This is a genomic window from Cycloclasticus sp. (assembly GCA_040743155.1).
Classification (GTDB): Bacteria; Pseudomonadota; Gammaproteobacteria; order Methylococcales; family Cycloclasticaceae; genus Cycloclasticus.
The window spans coordinates 631,905-652,139 of record JBFLJU010000001.1 but is presented as its reverse complement, the minus strand read 5'-3'; the positions used below and the strand labels follow the sequence as shown (position 1 = coordinate 652,139).

The 20,235-nt window shown below is 44.6% G+C and carries 17 protein-coding genes; 8 read left to right on the top strand and 9 right to left on the bottom strand.

Annotation, left to right across the window (positions count from 1 at the left end):
* Nucleotides 1-35: 35 nt before the first annotated feature.
* The 7 genes from AB1Y31_03195 to AB1Y31_03165 all read right to left on the bottom strand — a co-directional run bounded on the left by AB1Y31_03195 (nucleotide 36) and on the right by AB1Y31_03165 (nucleotide 4,536).
* Entirely contained in the window at nucleotides 36-593 is a 558-nt protein-coding gene (locus tag AB1Y31_03195; GenBank protein MEW4982172.1) for a hypothetical protein, read from the bottom strand.
* A 212-nt stretch (nucleotides 594-805) separates the two neighbouring features.
* The gene (locus AB1Y31_03190; GenBank protein MEW4982171.1) at nucleotides 806-1,210 is read right to left on the bottom strand and encodes a hypothetical protein; all 405 of its coding nucleotides are present in this window, start codon (nucleotides 1,208-1,210) and stop codon (nucleotides 806-808) included.
* 32 nt (nucleotides 1,211-1,242) lie between these two features.
* Entirely contained in the window at nucleotides 1,243-1,533 is a 291-nt protein-coding gene (locus AB1Y31_03185) for a hypothetical protein (protein MEW4982170.1), read from the bottom strand.
* Between the two features lies 1 nt (nucleotide 1,534).
* A complete protein-coding gene (locus AB1Y31_03180; protein ID MEW4982169.1) occupies nucleotides 1,535-1,732 on the bottom strand; it encodes a helix-turn-helix domain-containing protein in 198 nt (65 codons plus the stop codon).
* Between the two features lie 118 nt (nucleotides 1,733-1,850).
* Nucleotides 1,851-2,483, bottom strand: a complete 633-nt coding sequence (locus AB1Y31_03175) for a hypothetical protein (protein MEW4982168.1) — start codon at nucleotides 2,481-2,483, stop codon at nucleotides 1,851-1,853.
* A 183-nt stretch (nucleotides 2,484-2,666) separates the two neighbouring features.
* The gene (locus tag AB1Y31_03170) at nucleotides 2,667-3,881 is read right to left on the bottom strand and encodes an integrase family protein (GenBank protein ID MEW4982167.1); all 1,215 of its coding nucleotides are present in this window, start codon (nucleotides 3,879-3,881) and stop codon (nucleotides 2,667-2,669) included.
* A 502-nt stretch (nucleotides 3,882-4,383) separates the two neighbouring features.
* Nucleotides 4,384-4,536: a hypothetical protein gene (locus AB1Y31_03165; GenBank protein ID MEW4982166.1), complete on the bottom strand. Its 153-nt coding sequence runs from the start codon at nucleotides 4,534-4,536 to the stop codon at nucleotides 4,384-4,386.
* 172 nt (nucleotides 4,537-4,708) lie between these two features.
* Between AB1Y31_03165 and nhaR the strand changes: the two genes are divergently transcribed.
* From nhaR to AB1Y31_03135, 6 genes are all read left to right on the top strand, one after another.
* Complete coding sequence (gene nhaR, locus AB1Y31_03160; GenBank protein ID MEW4982165.1) at nucleotides 4,709-5,605, top strand: transcriptional activator NhaR; 897 nt, start codon at nucleotides 4,709-4,711, stop codon at nucleotides 5,603-5,605.
* Between the two features lie 20 nt (nucleotides 5,606-5,625).
* Nucleotides 5,626-6,798 carry a Na+/H+ antiporter NhaA gene (gene nhaA, locus AB1Y31_03155; GenBank protein MEW4982164.1) on the top strand — a complete coding sequence of 391 codons (1,173 nt, stop codon included), beginning with the start codon at nucleotides 5,626-5,628 and terminating at the stop codon, nucleotides 6,796-6,798.
* 11 nt (nucleotides 6,799-6,809) lie between these two features.
* On the top strand, nucleotides 6,810-8,483 hold the full coding sequence (locus tag AB1Y31_03150; protein ID MEW4982163.1) for a cation:proton antiporter: 1,674 nt from the start codon (nucleotides 6,810-6,812) through the stop codon (nucleotides 8,481-8,483).
* A 734-nt stretch (nucleotides 8,484-9,217) separates the two neighbouring features.
* Nucleotides 9,218-11,680 (top strand): nitrite reductase large subunit NirB, encoded by a 2,463-nt coding sequence (gene nirB / locus AB1Y31_03145; protein ID MEW4982162.1) that lies wholly within the window; start codon nucleotides 9,218-9,220, stop codon nucleotides 11,678-11,680.
* The gene (nirD, locus tag AB1Y31_03140; GenBank protein MEW4982161.1) at nucleotides 11,677-12,000 is read left to right on the top strand and encodes a nitrite reductase small subunit NirD; all 324 of its coding nucleotides are present in this window, start codon (nucleotides 11,677-11,679) and stop codon (nucleotides 11,998-12,000) included. Before nirB ends, nirD begins: the two co-directional genes overlap by 4 nt.
* A gap of 21 nt (nucleotides 12,001-12,021) precedes the next feature.
* Nucleotides 12,022-14,703 carry a molybdopterin-dependent oxidoreductase gene (locus tag AB1Y31_03135; GenBank protein MEW4982160.1) on the top strand — a complete coding sequence of 894 codons (2,682 nt, stop codon included), beginning with the start codon at nucleotides 12,022-12,024 and terminating at the stop codon, nucleotides 14,701-14,703.
* Nucleotides 14,704-14,795: 92 nt separating this feature from the next.
* Here AB1Y31_03135 and AB1Y31_03130 read toward each other — a convergent pair whose 3' ends face one another.
* Together AB1Y31_03130 and AB1Y31_03125 are read right to left on the bottom strand one after the other, a co-directional pair.
* Entirely contained in the window at nucleotides 14,796-15,392 is a 597-nt protein-coding gene (locus AB1Y31_03130) for a urate hydroxylase PuuD (GenBank protein MEW4982159.1), read from the bottom strand.
* Between the two features lie 424 nt (nucleotides 15,393-15,816).
* Nucleotides 15,817-16,416, bottom strand: coding sequence for a DUF998 domain-containing protein (locus AB1Y31_03125; protein ID MEW4982158.1), 600 nt, complete (start codon nucleotides 16,414-16,416; stop codon nucleotides 15,817-15,819).
* Nucleotides 16,417-16,588: 172 nt separating this feature from the next.
* On the opposite strand from AB1Y31_03125, the gene AB1Y31_03120 reads away from it, so the two are divergent.
* Both AB1Y31_03120 and putA read left to right on the top strand, forming a co-directional pair.
* Nucleotides 16,589-16,972, top strand: a complete 384-nt coding sequence (locus tag AB1Y31_03120) for an STAS/SEC14 domain-containing protein (GenBank protein ID MEW4982157.1) — start codon at nucleotides 16,589-16,591, stop codon at nucleotides 16,970-16,972.
* Nucleotides 16,973-17,079: 107 nt separating this feature from the next.
* Nucleotides 17,080-20,223 (top strand): bifunctional proline dehydrogenase/L-glutamate gamma-semialdehyde dehydrogenase PutA, encoded by a 3,144-nt coding sequence (gene putA / locus AB1Y31_03115; protein MEW4982156.1) that lies wholly within the window; start codon nucleotides 17,080-17,082, stop codon nucleotides 20,221-20,223.
* Nucleotides 20,224-20,235 lie beyond the last annotated feature (12 nt).

The following is a 20,235-nucleotide window of genomic DNA, read 5'->3' as shown; positions in this document are numbered from 1 at the left end:
ACTGAAGCTAAGCCTTCAAATATGTTGGCCTAAAATCAATGCTTTTTATTTGCAGCTTTCTTTTCCTCTGCTTCCTTTTCCTTCGCATCTTCGGCCTTAAGGCGTTCAGCTTCGCGCAGTAACCCAACAAGCCCTATGCCTTTCTCTGGACGTTTACCGTCAGGTGTAGTGGCTGCTAATTTAGTAGGCGCATTAAGACCAAGAATCTCACAACGCTTAGTTATACATTTAAGAACAAGGTCTAAGAACCGTGGGTTTCCATATTGCGATTGTGTTCGTGTTTGAGTCTTAACTTCTACATCAGACACAGTATCTATGCTTTCAGTTGTTTTATCTTTGCGTGATGCCTCCCATGCGACATGAGCAGTTGCTTCAAGTCTGTCTATCTTTGCCAGCTCTATAGCCCTAGATAAATTAAAGTCCTTATTAGCGCTTTCAATCCACTCCTTTTGTAATTCTTTTAAGTGCAAACTAACTGACTGCTGAGTTAACCCAACAACCTCTCCTATTTCTGCTTGAGTATTCTTCGATAGGTACAACCTTCCTATTTTGCTTCTTAGTGCTAATGTTTCTATTTTTTTACGTCTGCTCATACAAGCCTCTTGTTACAAGTAAATTAATAATATGAGTCCTCTATCCTCACACCCATGGTTATTTATTAAGGTTCTCTCTATGCGTGTTAATTAATCTCAGAAAAACAACCTGATTAACTCTCTATGCGTGTCAATTAATATGGTTTTCCATTTAATATTTGAGCAATTAACACTCTATACGTGTCAATCTGCTCTCTATGCGTGTCACCGATTCAATTTTTCATATTAGGCTTATCTGTCTTCCAATCACCAAGAGGTCTTATTGTTTCTTTTATATCCAACTTGCCTTTACATTCATCAACTGACTGCCATGTAAGGGCATAAAGTGTTGGCGCATGTTTCCCACCTTGCTTTGATTTAATGATTAGCCCGTAATACAAAAGCTCCTGTAACGCCTTGAATAATGTATTTCGTGACTTCCAGCCACGTTTTGCCATCATTGACCAAGTCGCGCACAAATCACCGTTATTAAAGCCCCCATACTGTCGACCTATATCATTTAATAACTTCACTGCCTGCGCGCTCAGTTGTAAATAATTTCGAGAGTCCATAACAGCATGAGGCAAGCCAAAGTACTTACCGGCATCCCTACGCCCTGTTACCTTTTCTCTCTTCATTAGCCGTCACGATTTTCATTAGCAGCACCAACTTAGCCGTTTAGCTGAAGCTGATTTTCTTCTATACGCTTAATTTCTTCTTCAGCAATCCAATATCTACAACACTTTGTAGGATTCCCCATATAGCCGCGTACCGTTTCATACTTTCTACTTATGGTTATTCGGTGCTTCTGCTCCAGCGTGGCTACCGTACTGTTAAGGCAGGAATCATGAAGCAGCGTAGAAGCCTCAAAGCGGTTAAAGCTTCCGCCTGACATTAGAGCTTTAAATACGCGCTCATTCTTTGTCATAGGCTTATTTGAAGATGGTTTTGAATCAGGCATTTCAATCACCCACACAATTATGAGAATGCTTAGACAGATAAGCATCAAGTTCAGACTGGCGGTAACGAACGCACTTTCCAATTTTTGAGTATGGAATGTTGGGGTGACCGATACTTCGCCATTTCGCAAGAGTGCGAACTGAAATACTCAAGTATTTCGCTGCTTGTTCAGGGGTAATAAAGTGCTGTGTATTGCTCATAACTAACTCTCTGCTTACCTAGGTAATCTCTAGGATTGACAGTCAGGTTAGAGCGAATTACTCAGAAAAAAAATTGCATTAATGGGGTGAAAGTACCTTTTATGGGATGACGATACCTTTATTTATCTTTTAGCGGAGCGCCTGATTTTAAATGATTGGGATAGACTCCTTTAAACCAACCCTTAATGGTTTTTTCCTTAACATGCTCCGATAAGGCCTTGAATTTATCAAGCTCCATCAATTTTGGCATATTATGAATACCTTTTATTTCATCGTAATTCTCGCTGAGCCATTCTTGAAATATCTCTTTCCTCACGGAGCTACCCCTGTTTAGGTATCCTAAAGAAACGTTGTAACCTGTTCCCACAAACTTTTCTTGTGGTCTAGCATGAGCGATAGAAGTGGCAATACCTACTTGAATACCTGCGTTAGCTATACGGTTTTTATCGCCTTTTCGGATAGCTTCAATAAGACTGTAAATACTCCTTAAAACATCGTCAGCATCCGTTGCTTCATCGTTTTCATCAGGGTTAATTGCTTGGGGGTGCCAAACTAGTTTTGACGGAGGAAAATAACTTACAAAGTGTTCGTAGCCGCTTTTTTTTAAAAAGCTAACAGCATAATCGCACCATCCTTCTAAAGAATCGATAAGCTCTTTTTGTTGCTCATAAGGCTCTAGCGCTTTCTCGTAATCTTCTTTAGATATTTTCTTTGTTCCGCCTTTGGAAAAAATAGATTTATCTTTTTTCATTTCGCTCAATCCTTCGCATCATTCAAAATAGAACCAAGCCAGCCAGTGAACGTGACCGGCTTTTCGGGAGCTACCCAAGACTTGGTTTAGTCATTTACTCTTACAGACCTGCTTTTTATCCTTTTTATCCGTCACTTCTTACGCCCCTTAGGTTACACCCCAACATTCCAAAATAAAGCCGTATCAATTAACAACATTTAACTTAATAACGTTGTCTTTGCGGGTGGCTTTGGCCTGAATGTAGCCAGCTATCTTGTTAATGGCAGCCCGTAGTGTTTCTTCTTCTGTAACGATATAACCGCCTGTAACATCATTTGTGGTGACATGGTTCATTAACCGTTTAGTCATCATTAGGGGCAAATGTACAGCCTCAGCAATCGTTGCAAAAGTACGCCTGCAATCGTGCGGGCTAAACTCAACACCACTGGCATCGATAACAGCTTTAATTTGTTTTTTAGGTAGGCTCATGGGCTTATCAGGAGTGTTTTTCTTACTGATCGGCTTACTCCAAAGAAACACCCATTTGCTACTCCCTGTAAGGCTAAATAAAGACTCCATGAATGGCATTAAGGCATTGGGTATGGGTAAGGTGTGGTTTGTTCCATTTTTAGTGTTATACAGCGTGATACTCTTTTCCAGTAGATCTACATGCTCCCATTCCAACGTTAATGCTTCGCTACTTCTAAACCCCATGTATAAAATCATCAACAAATAGACCTTCGCCTTTTCATTGTTTAAGGCTTCCACTGCTACATGCCAAGCTTTTAATTCTTTGCTATGAATCACGCGGTCTTTACGTTTCGGTTTGTGCCATAACCTTGCTCTACTTAAAATTGATGTGGGCGTTTCACCCACCAAGCCGATAGCATGGGCATAGTTCATCGTTAAGCGTAAAACTCTCATGGAAGTATTAGCCGTTGTTGCGCCAATTTTTGTTAATTCCTTATGGCGTTTTAAAACCATTTTTTCAGAGATACTATTGATGGGCTTATCCAGCCATGATTTGAAACTGTGCTGTAATTTGTAACGATAACCTTCCTTGGTTATTGGCTTTAGCTTGCGCTCTGTAAGGTACATTTCTAAAACATCACTTAACACTGTACTTTCAAGAGATTTTTTACGTTTCTCTTTAACAGGGTCAACACCTTGCCGTAAGTCATCAAGGATTTTAATAGCCTCCTCCCTAGCTTTTGCTATGGAAATTTCCGGCCACTTACCTACAGTCACCCTTTTGGGTTTTCCATGAACTTTCTTTACAACAGCAAAAGACTTAACTCCTGAAACTGAAACTCTAAGCCTAAGCTTCTGCTGCTTAGTATCAAAATATTCCACTCTACCCTGCTTAGGTATCGGTAATTTACTTAGCCTTTCATGTGTAAATAAGAACGTTTTATCCATAACGACCTCTTTAAAAACCTATTAAAAATTTACTTGGGGCTACCTTGGGGCTACCTTTAAAGAACATCTTAGGGTATTTATGGATATTTTGGTAGTTTTAAATAGACGCTAAATATACATATAAACCTAAGGTTTATAATGCTTTAGCCATACAAATAAAGGCGTATAAATAAAATGGTACTTATAACTGTTAATCATTGGGTCACTGGTTCGAGTCCAGTCGGAGGAGCCATTTACGAAGAAGCCAGCTTAATAGCTGGCTTTTTTGTGTCTGAGATTTATTGAAATTGCCTAGGCAGTAAATCAACAGCCGCTATATCTGCATACAGGCTTGTTTTCTCTCCAGATATATTCATGATAATTCCTCTACTGCGGATATAGGTATCCTTATTGACTGCTTATCAAGTCTTAACAAACTTTGCTTACGTTCATATTTTGCTTTAAGCGTCCTAACAGCCTTTTTGATGGCTCTATCAATGGCGGCATACATGTTGCCCTTAGTTTATTCAATAACAATATTAGCCATACCATCAACAATAAGCTGAACGTGGCAGCATTTGTCGTTTCCACCCCGTTCTCCATTAGCATCAGATAGCCTGACAATAACTGACCGGAAGCGTTCTTCAAAAGGAGAAAGTGCTAAGGTAGCATTCATCCTCACAAACGATTTAAGCGACCGGCTTAATCTAAATGAACTTGTTAATAGTTGAATCCGCACTTATTACTCCGCTGATGAATTAATGATGCCGATATTAAACATTCTAAATAGTTAGATAAAGACGAGTATTTCGACTACACTCATCGTAAATATCGAATGATTTAGGGTTATGATGGTTAACTATAAACATTTACATTATTTCTGGGTTGTCGCTAAAGAAGGCAGTATCGCAAAGGCTAGTGAACGACTCCATATCACCCCACAGACAATTAGTGGTCAATTAAGCCTATTGGAAGCCAATTTAGGTATAGAGCTGTTTGTTAAGTCGGGGCGTAATATAGAAATTACAGAAACAGGCCGCTTAGTTTTAAATTATACCGATGAAATTTTCTCTCTCGGCAGCGAGTTGGAGCAGATGCTTCAGAATGAACCAGAAGAGCGTCCCCAGCTATTTAGAGTAGGTATTGCAGACGTTGTTCCAAAATCTATTGCACAAGGCATTCTACTGCCGGTATTGCAGACAGAAGAGCCAACACGCTTGATATGCAAAGAAACAGGCCTTGATACCTTGCTCGCAGATTTAGCCGTACACCGCCTTGACCTAGTTATTGCTGACCGGCCAATCCCAAGCACGGTTAGTACACGTGGGTTCAATCACAAGCTTGGTGAGTGCACCATCAGTTTTTTTGCTAAAGAATCAATTATTAATCGATTTAACGGGTCTTTTCCACAATGTCTAAATGGTATACCTATTTTATTACCGACCAGAGGTACCCAACTACGATCCGATATTGACCAATGGATAAGTAAAACGCGTATTCACCCAAAGATAGTAGCCGAGTTCGACGATAGCGCACTGATGAAGTCTTTTGGTCAAAAAGGTGCGGGGGTGTTTCTTGCACCAACAGTACTTCGTAAAGAAGTTGAAGATCAATATAAAGTGAAAGCGATTGGTGAGGTAAGTGAAGTTAAACAGTCTTTTTATGCCATATCGGTTGAGCGGCGTATTACAAACTCTATTACCGCTACGGTTATTAAGGCTGCGAATAACATGTTATTTAACTAAGGAAAACAGGAGAAAAGAGTATGTTAGATGAATTTATAAAGAAAGAATCGGCCGGCGGCATATTGCTTATTTTTGCCACAATATTCGCCCTACTCTTTAGCAATACATTCCTGTCACCTGCCTATGAGTATTTCTTACACATTCCTGTTGAAATTAAAATTGGCCCTTTGGAATTAGACAAATCGCTTTATCATTGGGTTAATGATGGGTTAATGGCCATCTTCTTCTTACTGATTGGCTTAGAGGTTAAGCGTGAAATTCTAGAGGGGCACCTGTCATCTATACGGCAAGTAGCGCTGCCTGGTTTTGCTGCTATTGGAGGCATGGTTGTACCCGCCATGATTTATTATGCCTTTAACGGAAACAATGAGATCGCTGTAGATGGCTGGGCTATACCGACCGCGACAGATATTGCTTTTGCACTAGGCATTTTATCGTTGTTAGGCAATCGGGTGCCGCTTTCTCTTAAAGTGTTCTTAATGGCGCTGGCTATTATTGATGATTTAGGTGCGATCGTTATTATTGCTATTTTTTATACCTCGGATTTATCAACACTTTCAATTGCCGTTGCAGCGCTTTCATTGGCAACATTGGTCGCTCTTAATATATTCAACGTGTCTAAAAAGGCCGCTTATTTTATTGTTGGATGGATACTATGGGTTAGCGTTCTCAAGTCCGGCGTTCACGCCACATTAGCTGGGGTTGCTCTGGCATTTACCATACCAATGGAAGGTAAAAATGAAAATGGCGAATCATTCTCGCCGCTTAAAGAGATTGAACACGGCTTGCATTTTTGGGTTGCGTTTTTCATTTTGCCATTATTCGCGTTCGTTAATGCGGGCGTCAATATAACGGATATATCCTTAGACCAAATGTCTGGCCCTGTTCCCTTAGGCATCATGCTCGGACTATTTCTGGGCAAACAATTAGGTGTATTTGGCTTTAGTTGGTTAGCAATAAAATTAAAGCTTGCCACCTTGCCTGATGAGTGTAATTGGATTCAATTATATGGCGTATCTGTTTTAACCGGCATCGGCTTCACGATGAGCTTATTCATTGTTTCGCTGGCTTTTGTAGACGACAGCCTATTCCAGTACACCGATAAACTGGCCATACTCATCGCTTCGTTTGCTTCTGGGATTGTTGGCTACCTGATCCTCAAATTTTGCCAAAGAGATACGCCATCGTTATAAACTAAAAGACTATGACATCAGCCTACCTTACAGATTTAATTATTCTTCTATCGGCCGCTGTTGTCGTTGTACCTGCGTGCCAAGCCATTAAATTAGGCGCTGTACCAGGGTTCTTAATCGCTGGTTTAATTGTTGGGCCTGCAGGTTTAAGCTTGATTAACAGTATCGATGAAATAAGCAGCCTCGCTGAAGTGGGCATTGCTTTTCTCTTATTCGTGATAGGTATAGAGCTTAAACCCTCTCGGCTTTGGCAAATGAGAAAAATGGTCTTTGGGTTGGGCACGCTCCAAGTAATGATAACGGCTATTGCACTAACGGCTATCGCCTACTATGTATTTGACTTACCTCTTCGGTCCGTTGTCATCATTGGTCCAGCACTGGCTCTTTCATCTACAGCCTTTGTGTTGCAGTTACTTAGCGAGCAACATTTACTTAAATCAACCTATGGCCGAACAACATTCTCTATTTTGTTATTACAAGATTTAGCTGTCGTTCCTTTATTAGCGCTGGTTACATTTTTAGCAATGCCAGAACTGAGCGTTGGTGATGATATAGGGCTTGCACTGGGCGAAGCGCTAGTCATTCTTTTGTTAGTCATTTTATTAGGTCGCTACTTTTTACACCCGATCCTTCACCGCATTGCGCAAACAAAAATACCCGAGGTGTTTACAGCATCGGCCATTTTAATCGTTCTTGGTATTTCTTTGATTGCCGAGCACATCAACTTGTCTATGGCAATGGGTGCCTTTATGGCGGGCATGCTCATGTCAGACTCATCATATAAACATCAAGTCGTGTCAGAAATAAAACCATTTAGAGGGTTATTGTTAGGCCTTTTCTTCATGTCGATGGGGATGTCTTTAAACTTGGGATTACTACTCGAAAAGCCCCTCCTATCCATAGGCTTAGTTGCTCTTCTCATTGCCGTTAAGATAATAATCCTTTTCCCGCTGGTCTACTTGTTTGGGTTGAATAAAAGCAAAAGTCTTGCCGTTGCTGTCATCTTGGCGCAAAGCGGTGAGTTTGCTCTTGTTTTATTTTCCTTGTCCGTGCAATCAGGGGTTTTAGATACCGCTGCACATCAGCAACTATTACTCGTTATCTTACTCAGCTTGCTCGTTACGCCTGCATTAGCAAACAGGGCGCAACGTATTCTGAACAAGAATAAGCTAAAACGTGAAATTTACTTTGAACAACCTAAATTAGGCCCAACTGTTATCGCTGGATTTGGTCGAGTCGGACATAGAGTTGGGGAGATACTGACCCAAGCTGGGCAACCTTTCATAGCAATAGACATCAACCCTTCAATCGTTAACGAATCAAGAGCCGACGCCCCCCCTGTGTTCTATGGTGATGTATGCGACAAAGCATTATTAGATTCTGTTGGCGCAGAAGACACATCAACGATCATCATCACTATCAACGATATTAAAGCATCTAGGCTAATTGTTGCATCATTACGTGGGGCAAACCCAGACTTGTTGATCTATGTGAGGGCGCGCAATTCATCAGAGTGCATTGAACTGCAAAAGCTGGGCGCATCGGGGGTGGTTTCAGAAAATATAGAAGCGAGTATTGAATTAGCGCGCATGTCTTTAACTTTAGGAAATTCAGTTTCAAAATCGAATAAAACTCTTTTGGAAGATTATGCTAAGAAGTATTACGAGAAAATAAAAAAAAGTTAATAATCCCCTATTTTTTATTAAACCACCTTACCAAATTTTGCACTTTATCCACTTCAGCGATAACGCTGAAACCCTCCCCCGCATCCGTCTTTATGCGCAAAAATGGATATTTTATATGAATACCTACACACCTAAATTCCTCTAGGAATTCCTAACCTATAATCATTGGGTCACTCGTTCGAGTCCAGTTGGAGGAGCCATATATCAAAGCCTTAACGTTTTCGACGTTAGGGCTTTTTTATTGGGCTAATATCAAACACATCTAACCTTGTAATGGGGTGTAATTGAGTAGCATCGATAAAAACACTCTGGACTTTGCTTTAGCTCTCTTTCATTAAGCAATCATTTTTACCCCTCCACCCCTCCTGTCACGACTTCTCTTGCTCAAATTCGAGGCGCAACCGTCTTCTTATTTGGTGCTCGTATATTTGTTTTCTGTGACTGCTGCGCCGTTAGCGATTAACAGCCAACAATTAATACTACGAAAAGTGATCAATATATACGCGAGTTAGCATGAATTAAAAGGTGTCGCTTCTCTAAAATCAGGAGTATATTCTTAGCTAGGGTTTAGGTATGAAAAGAGTACTCTCCAGCTTAATTCCTCCATCAAGACTCTCAATACCCATTTACCCACATTATTAAAGAACCACCTCGTGCTTTTTTCAGCAATACGCACAGGGTCAGGTTAGTACCAAGCTTACTTTGTTTTGTCCGCAATTATATTTCTTAAGGAGATGACAATGAGTGACAAAAAGAAACTGGTAATGGTCGGTAACGGCATGGCGGGTGTGCGTGCCATTGAAGAAATCCTCAAAATCACCTCGGATATGTTCGATATCACCATTTTTGGCGCTGAAAAATATCCTAATTACAATCGCATCATGCTGTCTCCGGTGCTTGCTGGTGAAACCACTGTTGAGGATATCATCCTTAATGATGAACAGTGGTATGCCGATAACGACATTACCTTATATACGGAAAAGCGTATCGAAAAGATTCAGCGAGCTTACAAAAAAGTTATTGCTGACGATGGTACTGAGGCTGAGTACGACAAGCTGATTATCGCAACGGGTTCTAACCCCTTCATTATTCCGATTCCCGGGCATGATAAAGAAGGTGTGATGGCCTTTCGCGATATTGATGATTGCGACGCCATGATTGAGGCTGCCAAAAAATACAAAAAAGCGGCGGTGATTGGCGGTGGCCTACTTGGTCTGGAAGCGGCCAAAGGGCTGCTGAATTTAGGCATGGAAACCACCGTAATCCACGATCAAAGCACGCTGATGAATATGCAGCTCGACTCCACTGCTGGTGAAATGCTGCGCAGCGATCTTGAAGCGCAAGGCATGGTCTTTAAAACCTCGACCCTAACTGAAGAAATTCTTGGTGAAAACCGCGTCACCGGCCTGCAGTTTAAAGATGGCACATCGCTTGAATGTGACCTGCTGATAATGGCCGTGGGTATTCGCCCCAATATGGCGCTCGCCAAAGATTGCCGTCTATTGTGCAATAGAGGCATTGTTATTAATGATTATATGCAAACGGTCACCGACCCCTCTATTTATGCCGTGGGCGAATGCGTTGAGCACCGAGGGGCGGTGTATGGCTTGGTGGCACCTTTGTTTGAACAAGCCAAGACGCTGGCCCATATGATTACCGGTCAAGGGCTTAAATCATATGAAGGTTCCGTACTGTCCACCAAACTGAAAATTTCCGGTGTCGACGTGTTCTCAGCCGGCGACTTTATGGGCGCATCGGGTGCTGATGTTATTGAATTAATGGATCAAGTTGGCGGCGTATACAAAAAACTGATCATTGAAGATGACGAGATCAAAGGGGTCGTCATGTTTGGCGATACCGCTGACGGGCCAACCTTCTTCCAATGGATGCAGGACGGTAAAGACATATCCGACCTCCGTTCCACCCTACTCTTCTCTGCATCAGGCTTAGGTGATTCAGGACACTCAGGCATTGATCTGGCTGCAGAAATGACGGATGCAACCATTGTTTGCGGCTGCAACGGTGTGAGCAAAAAAGACATTGTCGATGCCATCGTCAATGATGGTTTGACCACCCGTAAAGAAATTACTGCCAACACCAAAGCAGCGGGTTCCTGTGGTGGCTGCGAAGGGCTGGTGTACCAACTTCTAACGTCTACATTGGGTACTGCATTTGTAGAATCAGAACACGACCCTATTTGCGCTTGCACCGAGTTGAACCACGAGCAGGTTAAAGAGCAGATCAAAGCTAGAAAGCTGACCACTGTACGTGACGTAATGCACACATTGGATTGGGAATGTGAAGGCTGCCAAGTCTGCCGCCCGGCCATTAACTATTACATCGGTATGATCTGGCCAGAGGATTCTGAAGATGATCGCAGTAGCCGTATTGCCAACGAGAGGATGCACGCAAACATTCAAAAAGACGGCACCTACTCGGTCATCCCGCGTATTTATGGCGGCGAAACCACCCCCGACGATCTGATCCGTATTGCCACCGTGGCCAAGAAATACGCTGTCCCCACCGTAAAAATCACCGGCGGACAACGCATCGACCTACTCGGCATAAAAAAAGAAGACTTAACATCTATTTGGAAAGACCTTGATATGCCCTCTGGTTACGCCTACGGGAAAGCACTGCGCACAGTAAAAACCTGCGTCGGTTCCGAGTGGTGTCGCTTCGGCACACAGAACTCCACGGGGTTGGGCATCCACCTTGAAAAAGAGCTGGAGCGTGTATGGTTCCCTGCCAAGGTGAAATTAGCGGTATCCGGTTGTCCAAGAAATTGCGCCGAATCAACCATTAAGGATGTCGGCATTATTGGTGTGGAAGGTGGCTGGGAGATCAGTACCGGTGGCAATGGTGGCGTGCACGTGGTTGCGACCGAAATGTTATGCCTCGTAGAAACGGCTGAAGAGGTTGAAGAGATCGTCAAAGCCTATCTACAACATTATCGTGAAACCGGCCGTCATAATGAACGCTGCGCCCCCTGGCAAAAACGTGTTGGTATGGAGAGCATTAAAATTGCGGTGGTAGACGATATTGATAACCGCAAAGCGTTGGTGGCACGTCTGAAAGTCTATATGGATACGCTAGACAGTGATCCATGGCAAGACCGCATTGATGATGAAGCTCGCACTGGCAGCAAAGAATTTAATGAATACAGAACCATCGAAATCAAGGAGGTCAACTCATGAGCTCTTCTAAAATAACATGGCATCCCATCTGTACAATTGATGAAATCCCCCCATCCGGCGGCAGAACAGTGATCGCAGGCAAAACCAGTATCGCACTGTTTCGCCTGACCGATGACAGCATCAAAGCCATCGAAAACCGCTGCCCGCATAAGGATGGGCCGCTAGTCGATGGCATTATCTCTAATGGCGATGTGCTCTGCCCCTTGCACAATTGGCGCGTTAATCTAGATTCCGGCCAAGTGGCAGCTCCCGACTCAGGTTGCGTGACCCGCTACCCAGTCAAAGTCGAAGGCCGACAAATCTTTCTAAGCCTAGGCTAATCTGCACAGGTTAGAGACGACATGAACCAGACTGTAAATAGCACCTGCTTCTATTGTGGAACGGGCTGCGGCATTCGCCTAGAAACCGATGGCCAGCGCATTGTCTCGTTGACGGGCAATAAAAAACACCCGACCAATCGAGGTAAACTCTGCTCAAAGGGCCGTGAATTGCACCATACCGTCTCGACGGACGACCGCTTGTTACGCCCTAAACTTCGCACCTCATTAAATGACCCATTTGCCCCCGTCGATTGGGACCATGCGTTGAATTTTGGCGCACAAAAATTTGCTGATATCATTCGTCAACACGGCCCCGATGCAGTGGCATTCTATGTCTCTGGCCAATTACTGACCGAAGACTATTACGTTTTCAATAAACTCATGAAGGGCTTTATAGGCAGTAATAATATCGATACCAATTCACGCCTTTGCATGTCCTCAGCCGTTGCTGGGTATAAACGTGCCTTCGGCGCAGATGGGCCGCCTACCTGTTATGACGATATAGAACTGGCGGAATGCTATTTTATCATTGGTGCTAATATGGCCTATGCACACCCGATCCTCTTTCGTCGTATGGAGGAAGCCAAGGACGCTAATTCTGATTTAAAAATCATCGTTGTTGACCCACGTCGCACCGATACCTGTTCGATAGCTGATCTTTATTTACCCATTAAACCCGGTACCGATGTTCCGCTGATGCAGGCCATGCTCAATGTATTAATTTGGGAAGACCTCATTGACCAAGACTATATTAATAACCACACACAGGGGTTCGATGTCGTACGTTCACAAGCACAGGCAATCACCCCAAGAAAGGCTGCCGATATCTGTGGCCTTGATGCCGCTGACATCGTCAAAGCGGCGTTGTGGTTTGCAGAAAACAAACCTCTCTCCTTTTGGACGATGGGTTTGAACCAATCTACTTCTGGCACAGACAAGAATAATGCACTTATAAATTTGCACCTGGCCACTGGACAAATTGGCAAACCAGGCTGCGGCCCGTTTTCATTGACGGGTCAACCGAACGCCATGGGCGGTCGCGAAGTCGGTGGTCTCGCTAACACACTCGCTGCGTATCGTGATTATACTAACTCTAACGATCGCAAAGAGGTTGCCGACTACTGGGGCGTGGATGCTGTCTCCGAAAAACCTGGGTTAACGGCGACCGAATTATTCACTGCGTTAGAGTCCGGTACGGTCAAAGCCGTGTGGATTGCCTGCACCAATCCAGTGATCTCCATGCCGAATGCCAAACAGGTGGAAGCCGCATTGAAAAAAGCCGAATTAGTAATTGTCTCTGACGCGTATCATCCCACCGATACAACACAATTCGCCCACCTCTTATTCCCTGCTGCCGGCTGGGCCGAGAAAGACGGAACGGCAACCAATTCTGAGCGCCGCATTACTCATTTACAACAAGCTTTACCGGCTGCCGGTCTGTCTAGACCAGACTGGAAAATTGCCGCCGATTTTGCGCTACGTTTGGGTCAAAAGCTTGGCAAGGACTGGAACCATGCTTTTGCTTATAAAAACACAGAGGATGTATTCAATGAACACCGAGGATTAACAGCGGGCAAAATTATCGACATTACAGGGCTTTCGTATACCTTGCTTGATGAAAAAGGCCCGCAGCAGTGGCCATTCCCATCTGGCACCGAGCCCGATGGCTCAACCCGCCTTTATAGCAACGGCGTGTTTGAAACCATCAATGGCAAGGCTAACTTTGTTGATGTGAGCTATCGCCCTGTGGCCGAACCAACAGATGCCGCGTACCCTATTTCATTAACCACCGGGCGTATTCGTGACCAATGGCATACTATGACCAAAACAGGCTCGGTGCCGCAATTGATGCAGCACGTGCCTCTTCCCGAGTTACAAATGCACCCGCTAGATGCGGATACTCGTGGCATTCAAGCCGATGATCTGGTGCGAGTAAGCTCACGCCGTGGCGAAGTGATTGTACCGGTTCAAATTAACCGCGACGTGCGCACCGGCTTGGTATTCCTACCCATGCATTGGGGAGAAATGACGGCACGAGGCGGACGCTCCAACAATCTAACCCAATCCGTCGTTGACCCCATTTCCAAAGAACCGGAATTCAAACATAGCGCTGTACAGGTTGAACGTTTTGAACCCGCTTGGCGCGGTGTGATGTTGATGGCCGGGCAAAAAACAGCACTGGGCCGTCAAATGATTGAAGGTTATACCTATGGCATTGTTGGCTGTTCAGGTAGCGATCACCCTGTCACATATGTCGAGCTTGCCTGTATAAAAGAATTAGAAGCCGAACAATACAAACGTTTAGACCAAATGCTTGAGCAAGGTAAAAGCTATGAAACTTTAGTCTACTCCGAGTACAAACATGGAATTAACCGAAAAGCATGGCTGAGCGATGGGCACCTGATTGCCGTTAGGTGGGTTGGTGGCAATATTAATGAGGCTCAGTGGTTACGTAAGCTGATGCTCGAAGGCCGCGATGTTGGCGAATTGCGGCCCTACCTACTATCCCCCGGCGGCCCAGTTAACAAGCGAGACACCAAGGGGAAAATTATCTGTGCCTGTAATAATGTCGGCGAGTTAGAACTACAAGCAGCCACTCGAGATGGTTGCAATAGCATCGAAATGCTTAAGGCACAAACGATGTCAGGCACCGGTTGCGGTTCGTGCATCCCAGAAATGAAACGCTTATTATCAAACAGCTAAGCCTAGCAACTAAACCCCTTCATTCTGACAAGCAAAATAATGCATCGAACCGTTCTGGCTGCCTAATTAACGCCGCCTACCCTTTGATCAATTCAAAAAAGGTTGCCGTGTGCAAACGCAGTCATTGATAACAACATGGGTATAGAGAGTAAAACATTGATTCTAGATGCCATTGATGCAACTACTTTTGCTTTAGCTACTTCATCTGGGGTCGCTTCAACGATGCCCAATATCTTTTTCTGGTTCGGCCAAATAAGCACCCACACATTAAACAGCATAATAGTGCCTAGCCAAGCACCCAAGCCAATAACTGGGCTTGCAAAGGTAAACGCATTCGCAATACCGACGCCTGTCGACTCTAATGCACTAACCCCGGTGAGCCAAGTAACGGCCGCCGACATACGAAACCAAAGTAAAGCACGCGGCGCAACATATTTGCCTATCGCTGCAGGGCCAGGGCCACCTTCATCAGCTAAGGCTTCTGCCATGGCAGGTACTTGAACAAAATTGAAATAATAAAGAAGGCCTATCCAAGTAATACCCACTAGCACGTGTAACCAAACAGTTACTTCCAGTAAGTTAAACCCGCCTCGGGACTCCCAGCCAAAAGCCGCAATTAAAACCGCGAGAATAAACCCAGTCGCAATTGTTGCTTTAATACTCGCCAAAATACGTTTAATAAAACCCATGACCCTCTCCTATATTAATTAAATAAAGAAACTTCATTACATTTTTGTAAACCGAGCACGTCTTTGCCAGCCAATAAATTGAAACCCAGCGCCCATGGCAACCAGTGCTAACTGGACACTTCAATCATAACGCTGAAAGCATCATAATAATACCAATATCATGCGGCTAAAACTCCTTATTTGGTCTTAAAAACAGAGAAAGCTGCCTAATTTATATTGTTGACGCCAACAAGCACTACACGACAATAATAACCTAGGCTTATCGTTACGTTTTAGATTAGAGGCACGTGAACTGAAACCGCCGTGCAGTGAGGGGCAAACTCTATTTAATTGATAAAGTGAACTAACAGCAGATTTGATTATTTATTGCTTAGAACGTCATCCATTCGACACATTAACAAATGTACCTTTCCTGAAAGTCCTTTTACTCTTTTGATAAATACCAATTGCTATCGTAAGAAAACACGAGCAACCAGATATTTATAATGAGGATATTAACCTTCTCAAACAACCCGAAAAATGGAGTATCGATTATTGGTTTCATTACAAACAACGCCAACAATACGATGAAAAAAATCAAGGTGACATAACCCACCATAAATGAAAAACTTTTCAAACGTCCCGCATCTAAGCTTGGTGTTAGCGCCAATACAGCCAATGGAAACAACAGAAAATGCGCACTGGCCCCAGCAATATGGGGCAACCGTGTCAGCATGTCGGCAGATGGCGGTTGCGTAGGGAATAAGGCGACAACAAAAACCCCAAGACCTGCCGCAAACAATAACAACGCCCCCCTGCTTGCCGCCGCTTGATTGAAAATCATAAAACTTGTCGCCAGCAATACCTGAGTAAACCCAATGCAATAAAAACCAACGGTGATGATTAAGCCATGCTCACCAAGCGCATATTGGCTCAAGGTGTGATTAATCCAATTCAACTCGGTCTTTAGCAGGTGGGTAATAACAACGCTCATGGTAAAAAGCAGCGCGTTAAAGAAAGCAATTAGATTTAATCGTTTTATCATAAAAGCAAACGTATCGATCTGCGGTTTTCAATTGTGTCCATTCAAAACTAGCCTTTAACAGTTTAGCAACGCCACACACGATTAACCAGCCAAAAAACAAGCGACAGCAAGGGAACCTTATGCCACCCATAGAATCGAAGATAGACAGTTAGTCAGCTCTGGAGGACGTCCTATGAAATGCGCCAAACACGGTTTTTCTATGGATATTGAAAGGACAGACCATGCTTTTTTTATTCACCTAAAAGCCACCGGTAAACTCACTCATAAAGACTACGAAAAAATCACCTCCATACTTGATTCTGAACTAGACAATGTAAAAAGCCCCGAGCTAAACGTTCTTTTTGATGGCAGTGCCTTTAAAGGTTGGGAATTACGAGCCACACTGGATGACCTTAAACTGGGTCTTGAGCACGCCGATGAACTTAATAAAATCGCCATTTACGGAAACACGCTCTGGCTAGAAATTTTCACGAAAGTTAGGGCGTGTTTTATACCGGCTAACGTAGAGTATTTCGACAATTTAGACGACGCGTCGACGTGGGTTAACGCGTCTTGAAGCCCTCATCAACTCACATCAAGCAACGTTTATAAGGCTATTTTGCAAACAACTCGCACCCTTCTCCCCTATACTCTATAGAGTAAACAGTGGTCAAGGAAACGGACATGGGCAAGCCACCAGACACAGCTAGCGAGCAGGCACTACGCGCAGCGATTGATGCGGCTTACCTAGCGGATGAAGCTGAATTACTAACCACCTTGTCGGCTTACTGTGACGGCTTGCAACACACAAAAAGCCAACAGCAAGCGCATCAACTACTGACGCACAGCCGAAAACTGAAAACCGCCCCACTGCTGACTAATTTCATGAATGAGTTTTCCTTATCATCCGATGAAGGAATTGTCCTGATGTGTTTGGCGGAAGCTCTATTACGCATCCCAGACAGCGCCACACAATCGCGTTTAATCCGCGACAAACTGAGTGCGCCTGACTGGGAAAGCCATATTGGGCACAGCCCATCGCTGCTGGTTAACGCCTCCGCTTGGGGCTTATTGCTCACCGGTCGCCTCGTAAAACCCAGTGACGAGGAACAACTAAGAAACGGTCATTTCTTAAAAGGAATACTCAATCAGTTGGGCGAACCGTTAATACGCAAAGCCATGCAACAAGCAATGCAAATACTGGGCAGCCAATTTGTCGCCGGCGAGACCCTCAACGAGGCCGTGCAAACCTGTACACAACTTAATACAGCTGACAACGCTTACTCCTATGATATGTTGGGCGAAGCGGCATTAACCGCCACCAACGCGGAGCATTATCTAACGCGCTATCGCTCAGCGTTATTGCAATTAGGCGAGCTCAAAACACAACATCCAAACGCGCCAACACACAGTATATCGATCAAGCTGTCCGCCTTGCACCCACGTTTTGAGTCCGCCCAACGTGTGCGCGTACAACAGGAATTAACCCCCAAACTCATTGAATTGGCGCAGCTAGCGAAACAATTTAATATCGGCCTCACTATAGATGCTGAAGAAGCCTCAAGGCTCGAATTATTACTGGATTGCTTCCAAACAGTCTTCAGCCAGCCCGCGTTAAAAAACTGGAACGGACTTGGCGTAGCGGTACAAGCCTATCAAAAACGCGCCTTGCCAGTGCTGCATTGGCTACAACAATTAGCCAGTTCACAAGCCAAGCTCATCCCTGTTAGGTTGGTAAAAGGTGCCTACTGGGATACCGAAATAAAACGAGCGCAAGCTCAAGGCCTATCTGGCTATCCCGTGTTTACGCGAAAACAGGCGACCGATGTTTCCTACCTCGCTTGCGCACGATATCTACTGGCTAATACACAAGCTTTCTTCCCTCAATTTGCCACGCATAACGCACTCACCATTGCCAGCATTCAACAACTGGCCAACGGTCACCAGCCTTATGAATTCCAGCGACTGTACGGCATGGGAGAGAGTATATATGCTGCATACCGCGCCTTGGCGAAGCAACCTAAAAGCTGCTGTGTCTATGTTCCAGTGGGCCGTCAGAGCGACTTACTGCCCTATCTGGTACGCCGAATGCTCGAAAACGGCGCTAACACGTCGTTTGTTTATCAAGCTGGTGACCCCAAAATAGCGATAGAAACACTCCTCGCTGACCCATTCGAAGCGATCAAACGCGTTAGCTTCTCCCCTCACCCCGCTATCCCTTTGCCGGCTCAGATTTACTCTGACCGAAAGAATTCCAACGGCATCAATGTTGACAGCCCAAGCGAATTAAACGACACACAGCGACAAGTATGTCATGCAGCGACAATCAACTATTTCGCAGAACCTGTCGTACACCGCCATCAACAAGCGCAAGAACAAGCGCATGACATAATTAGCCCTGCCGATCGCCACACGCTCATTGGCAAGGTATTCAACACCCCACCTGCAATAATTGGCGATGTTATTGAAGATGCGGTTCGTGCACAAACCGCTTGGTCGCAAACCGCTGTTGATAAGCGCGCACAGATTCTTGAATTGGCCGCAGAACTACTCGATACACATCAACACAGCTTGATACACCTTTGCATTCATGAAGCGGGTCGGTGCCTGCGTGATGCTCAGGCTGAAGTGCGCGAAGCGATTGATTTTTGCCGTTATTACGCCCAACAGGCACGCCAGTTATGCAATGCAAAACAAAACTTTCAGGGCGTCGTCGGTGAGCAAAACCAAGGACTGTGGCAAGGACGCGGGGTTTTCGTTTGCATCAGCCCATGGAATTTCCCACTTGCCATCTTTACTGGCCAGATAGCAGCAGCCTTGCTTGCTGGAAATAGCGTTATTGCAAAACCGGCCTCTGCTACACCGCTTTGTGGCATGCAGATTATAAAGTACCTGCACCAAGCCGGCGTTCCAAGAGATGTACTGCAGTTTTTAACCGGACCAAGCGAACAACTGGGTGCCTTACTAACATCCGACACACGCATTAGCGGGGTTGCCTTTACCGGCTCAACCACAGCGGCTCAGCAGATTAATCAACGCCTTGCAGCCCGCGATGCAGCGATAGCCAGCATGGTTGCAGAAACGGGCGGGCAAAATGTCATGATTGCAGACAGCAGTGCGTTACCTGAACAGCTGGTAAAAGACGTAATTCGCTCGGCGTTTAATAGCGCAGGACAACGCTGTTCCGCTTTACGAGTTCTTTGTTTAGCCGAAGAAATTGCCGAGGATACGCTTAAATTATTGAAGGGGGCGATGCAGCAACTCAGCATCGGCAACCCAGCCGATGAAGCGACCGATATAGGGCCCGTTATTAATGCTCAAGCCTGTGAAAAATTGCATCGCCATATTGACTATCTAAGGTCAATTCAAGCGCCAATATTTCAACTATCACTACCGACAACGACAGCCCACGGCAATTTTTTCCCACCCACGCTGTGCGAACTAGAAAACATGCAACAATTACGCGGTGAAGTTTTTGGCCCTATCCTGCACGTTATTCGCTACCGTCACGAAAACCTAGATCAATTAATCGAATCTATTAATCTAACTGGATACGGGTTAACCCTCGGCATCCATAGCCGAATACAAACAACTATTGATCACATTTGCCAGCACGTTAATGTTGGTAATATCTACATCAACCGCGATATGGTTGGTGCGGTTGTCGGCGCACAACCTTTTGGGGGGTGCGGTTTATCCGGCACCGGGCCAAAGGCTGGTGGCCCGCATTACCTGCATCGATTTGCCAATGAAATAACCGTATCAGAAAACACCGCCGCCATCGGCGGCAGCACCTCTTTATTGATGTTAGATGACACGCCTGATTGATAACCGCACGTT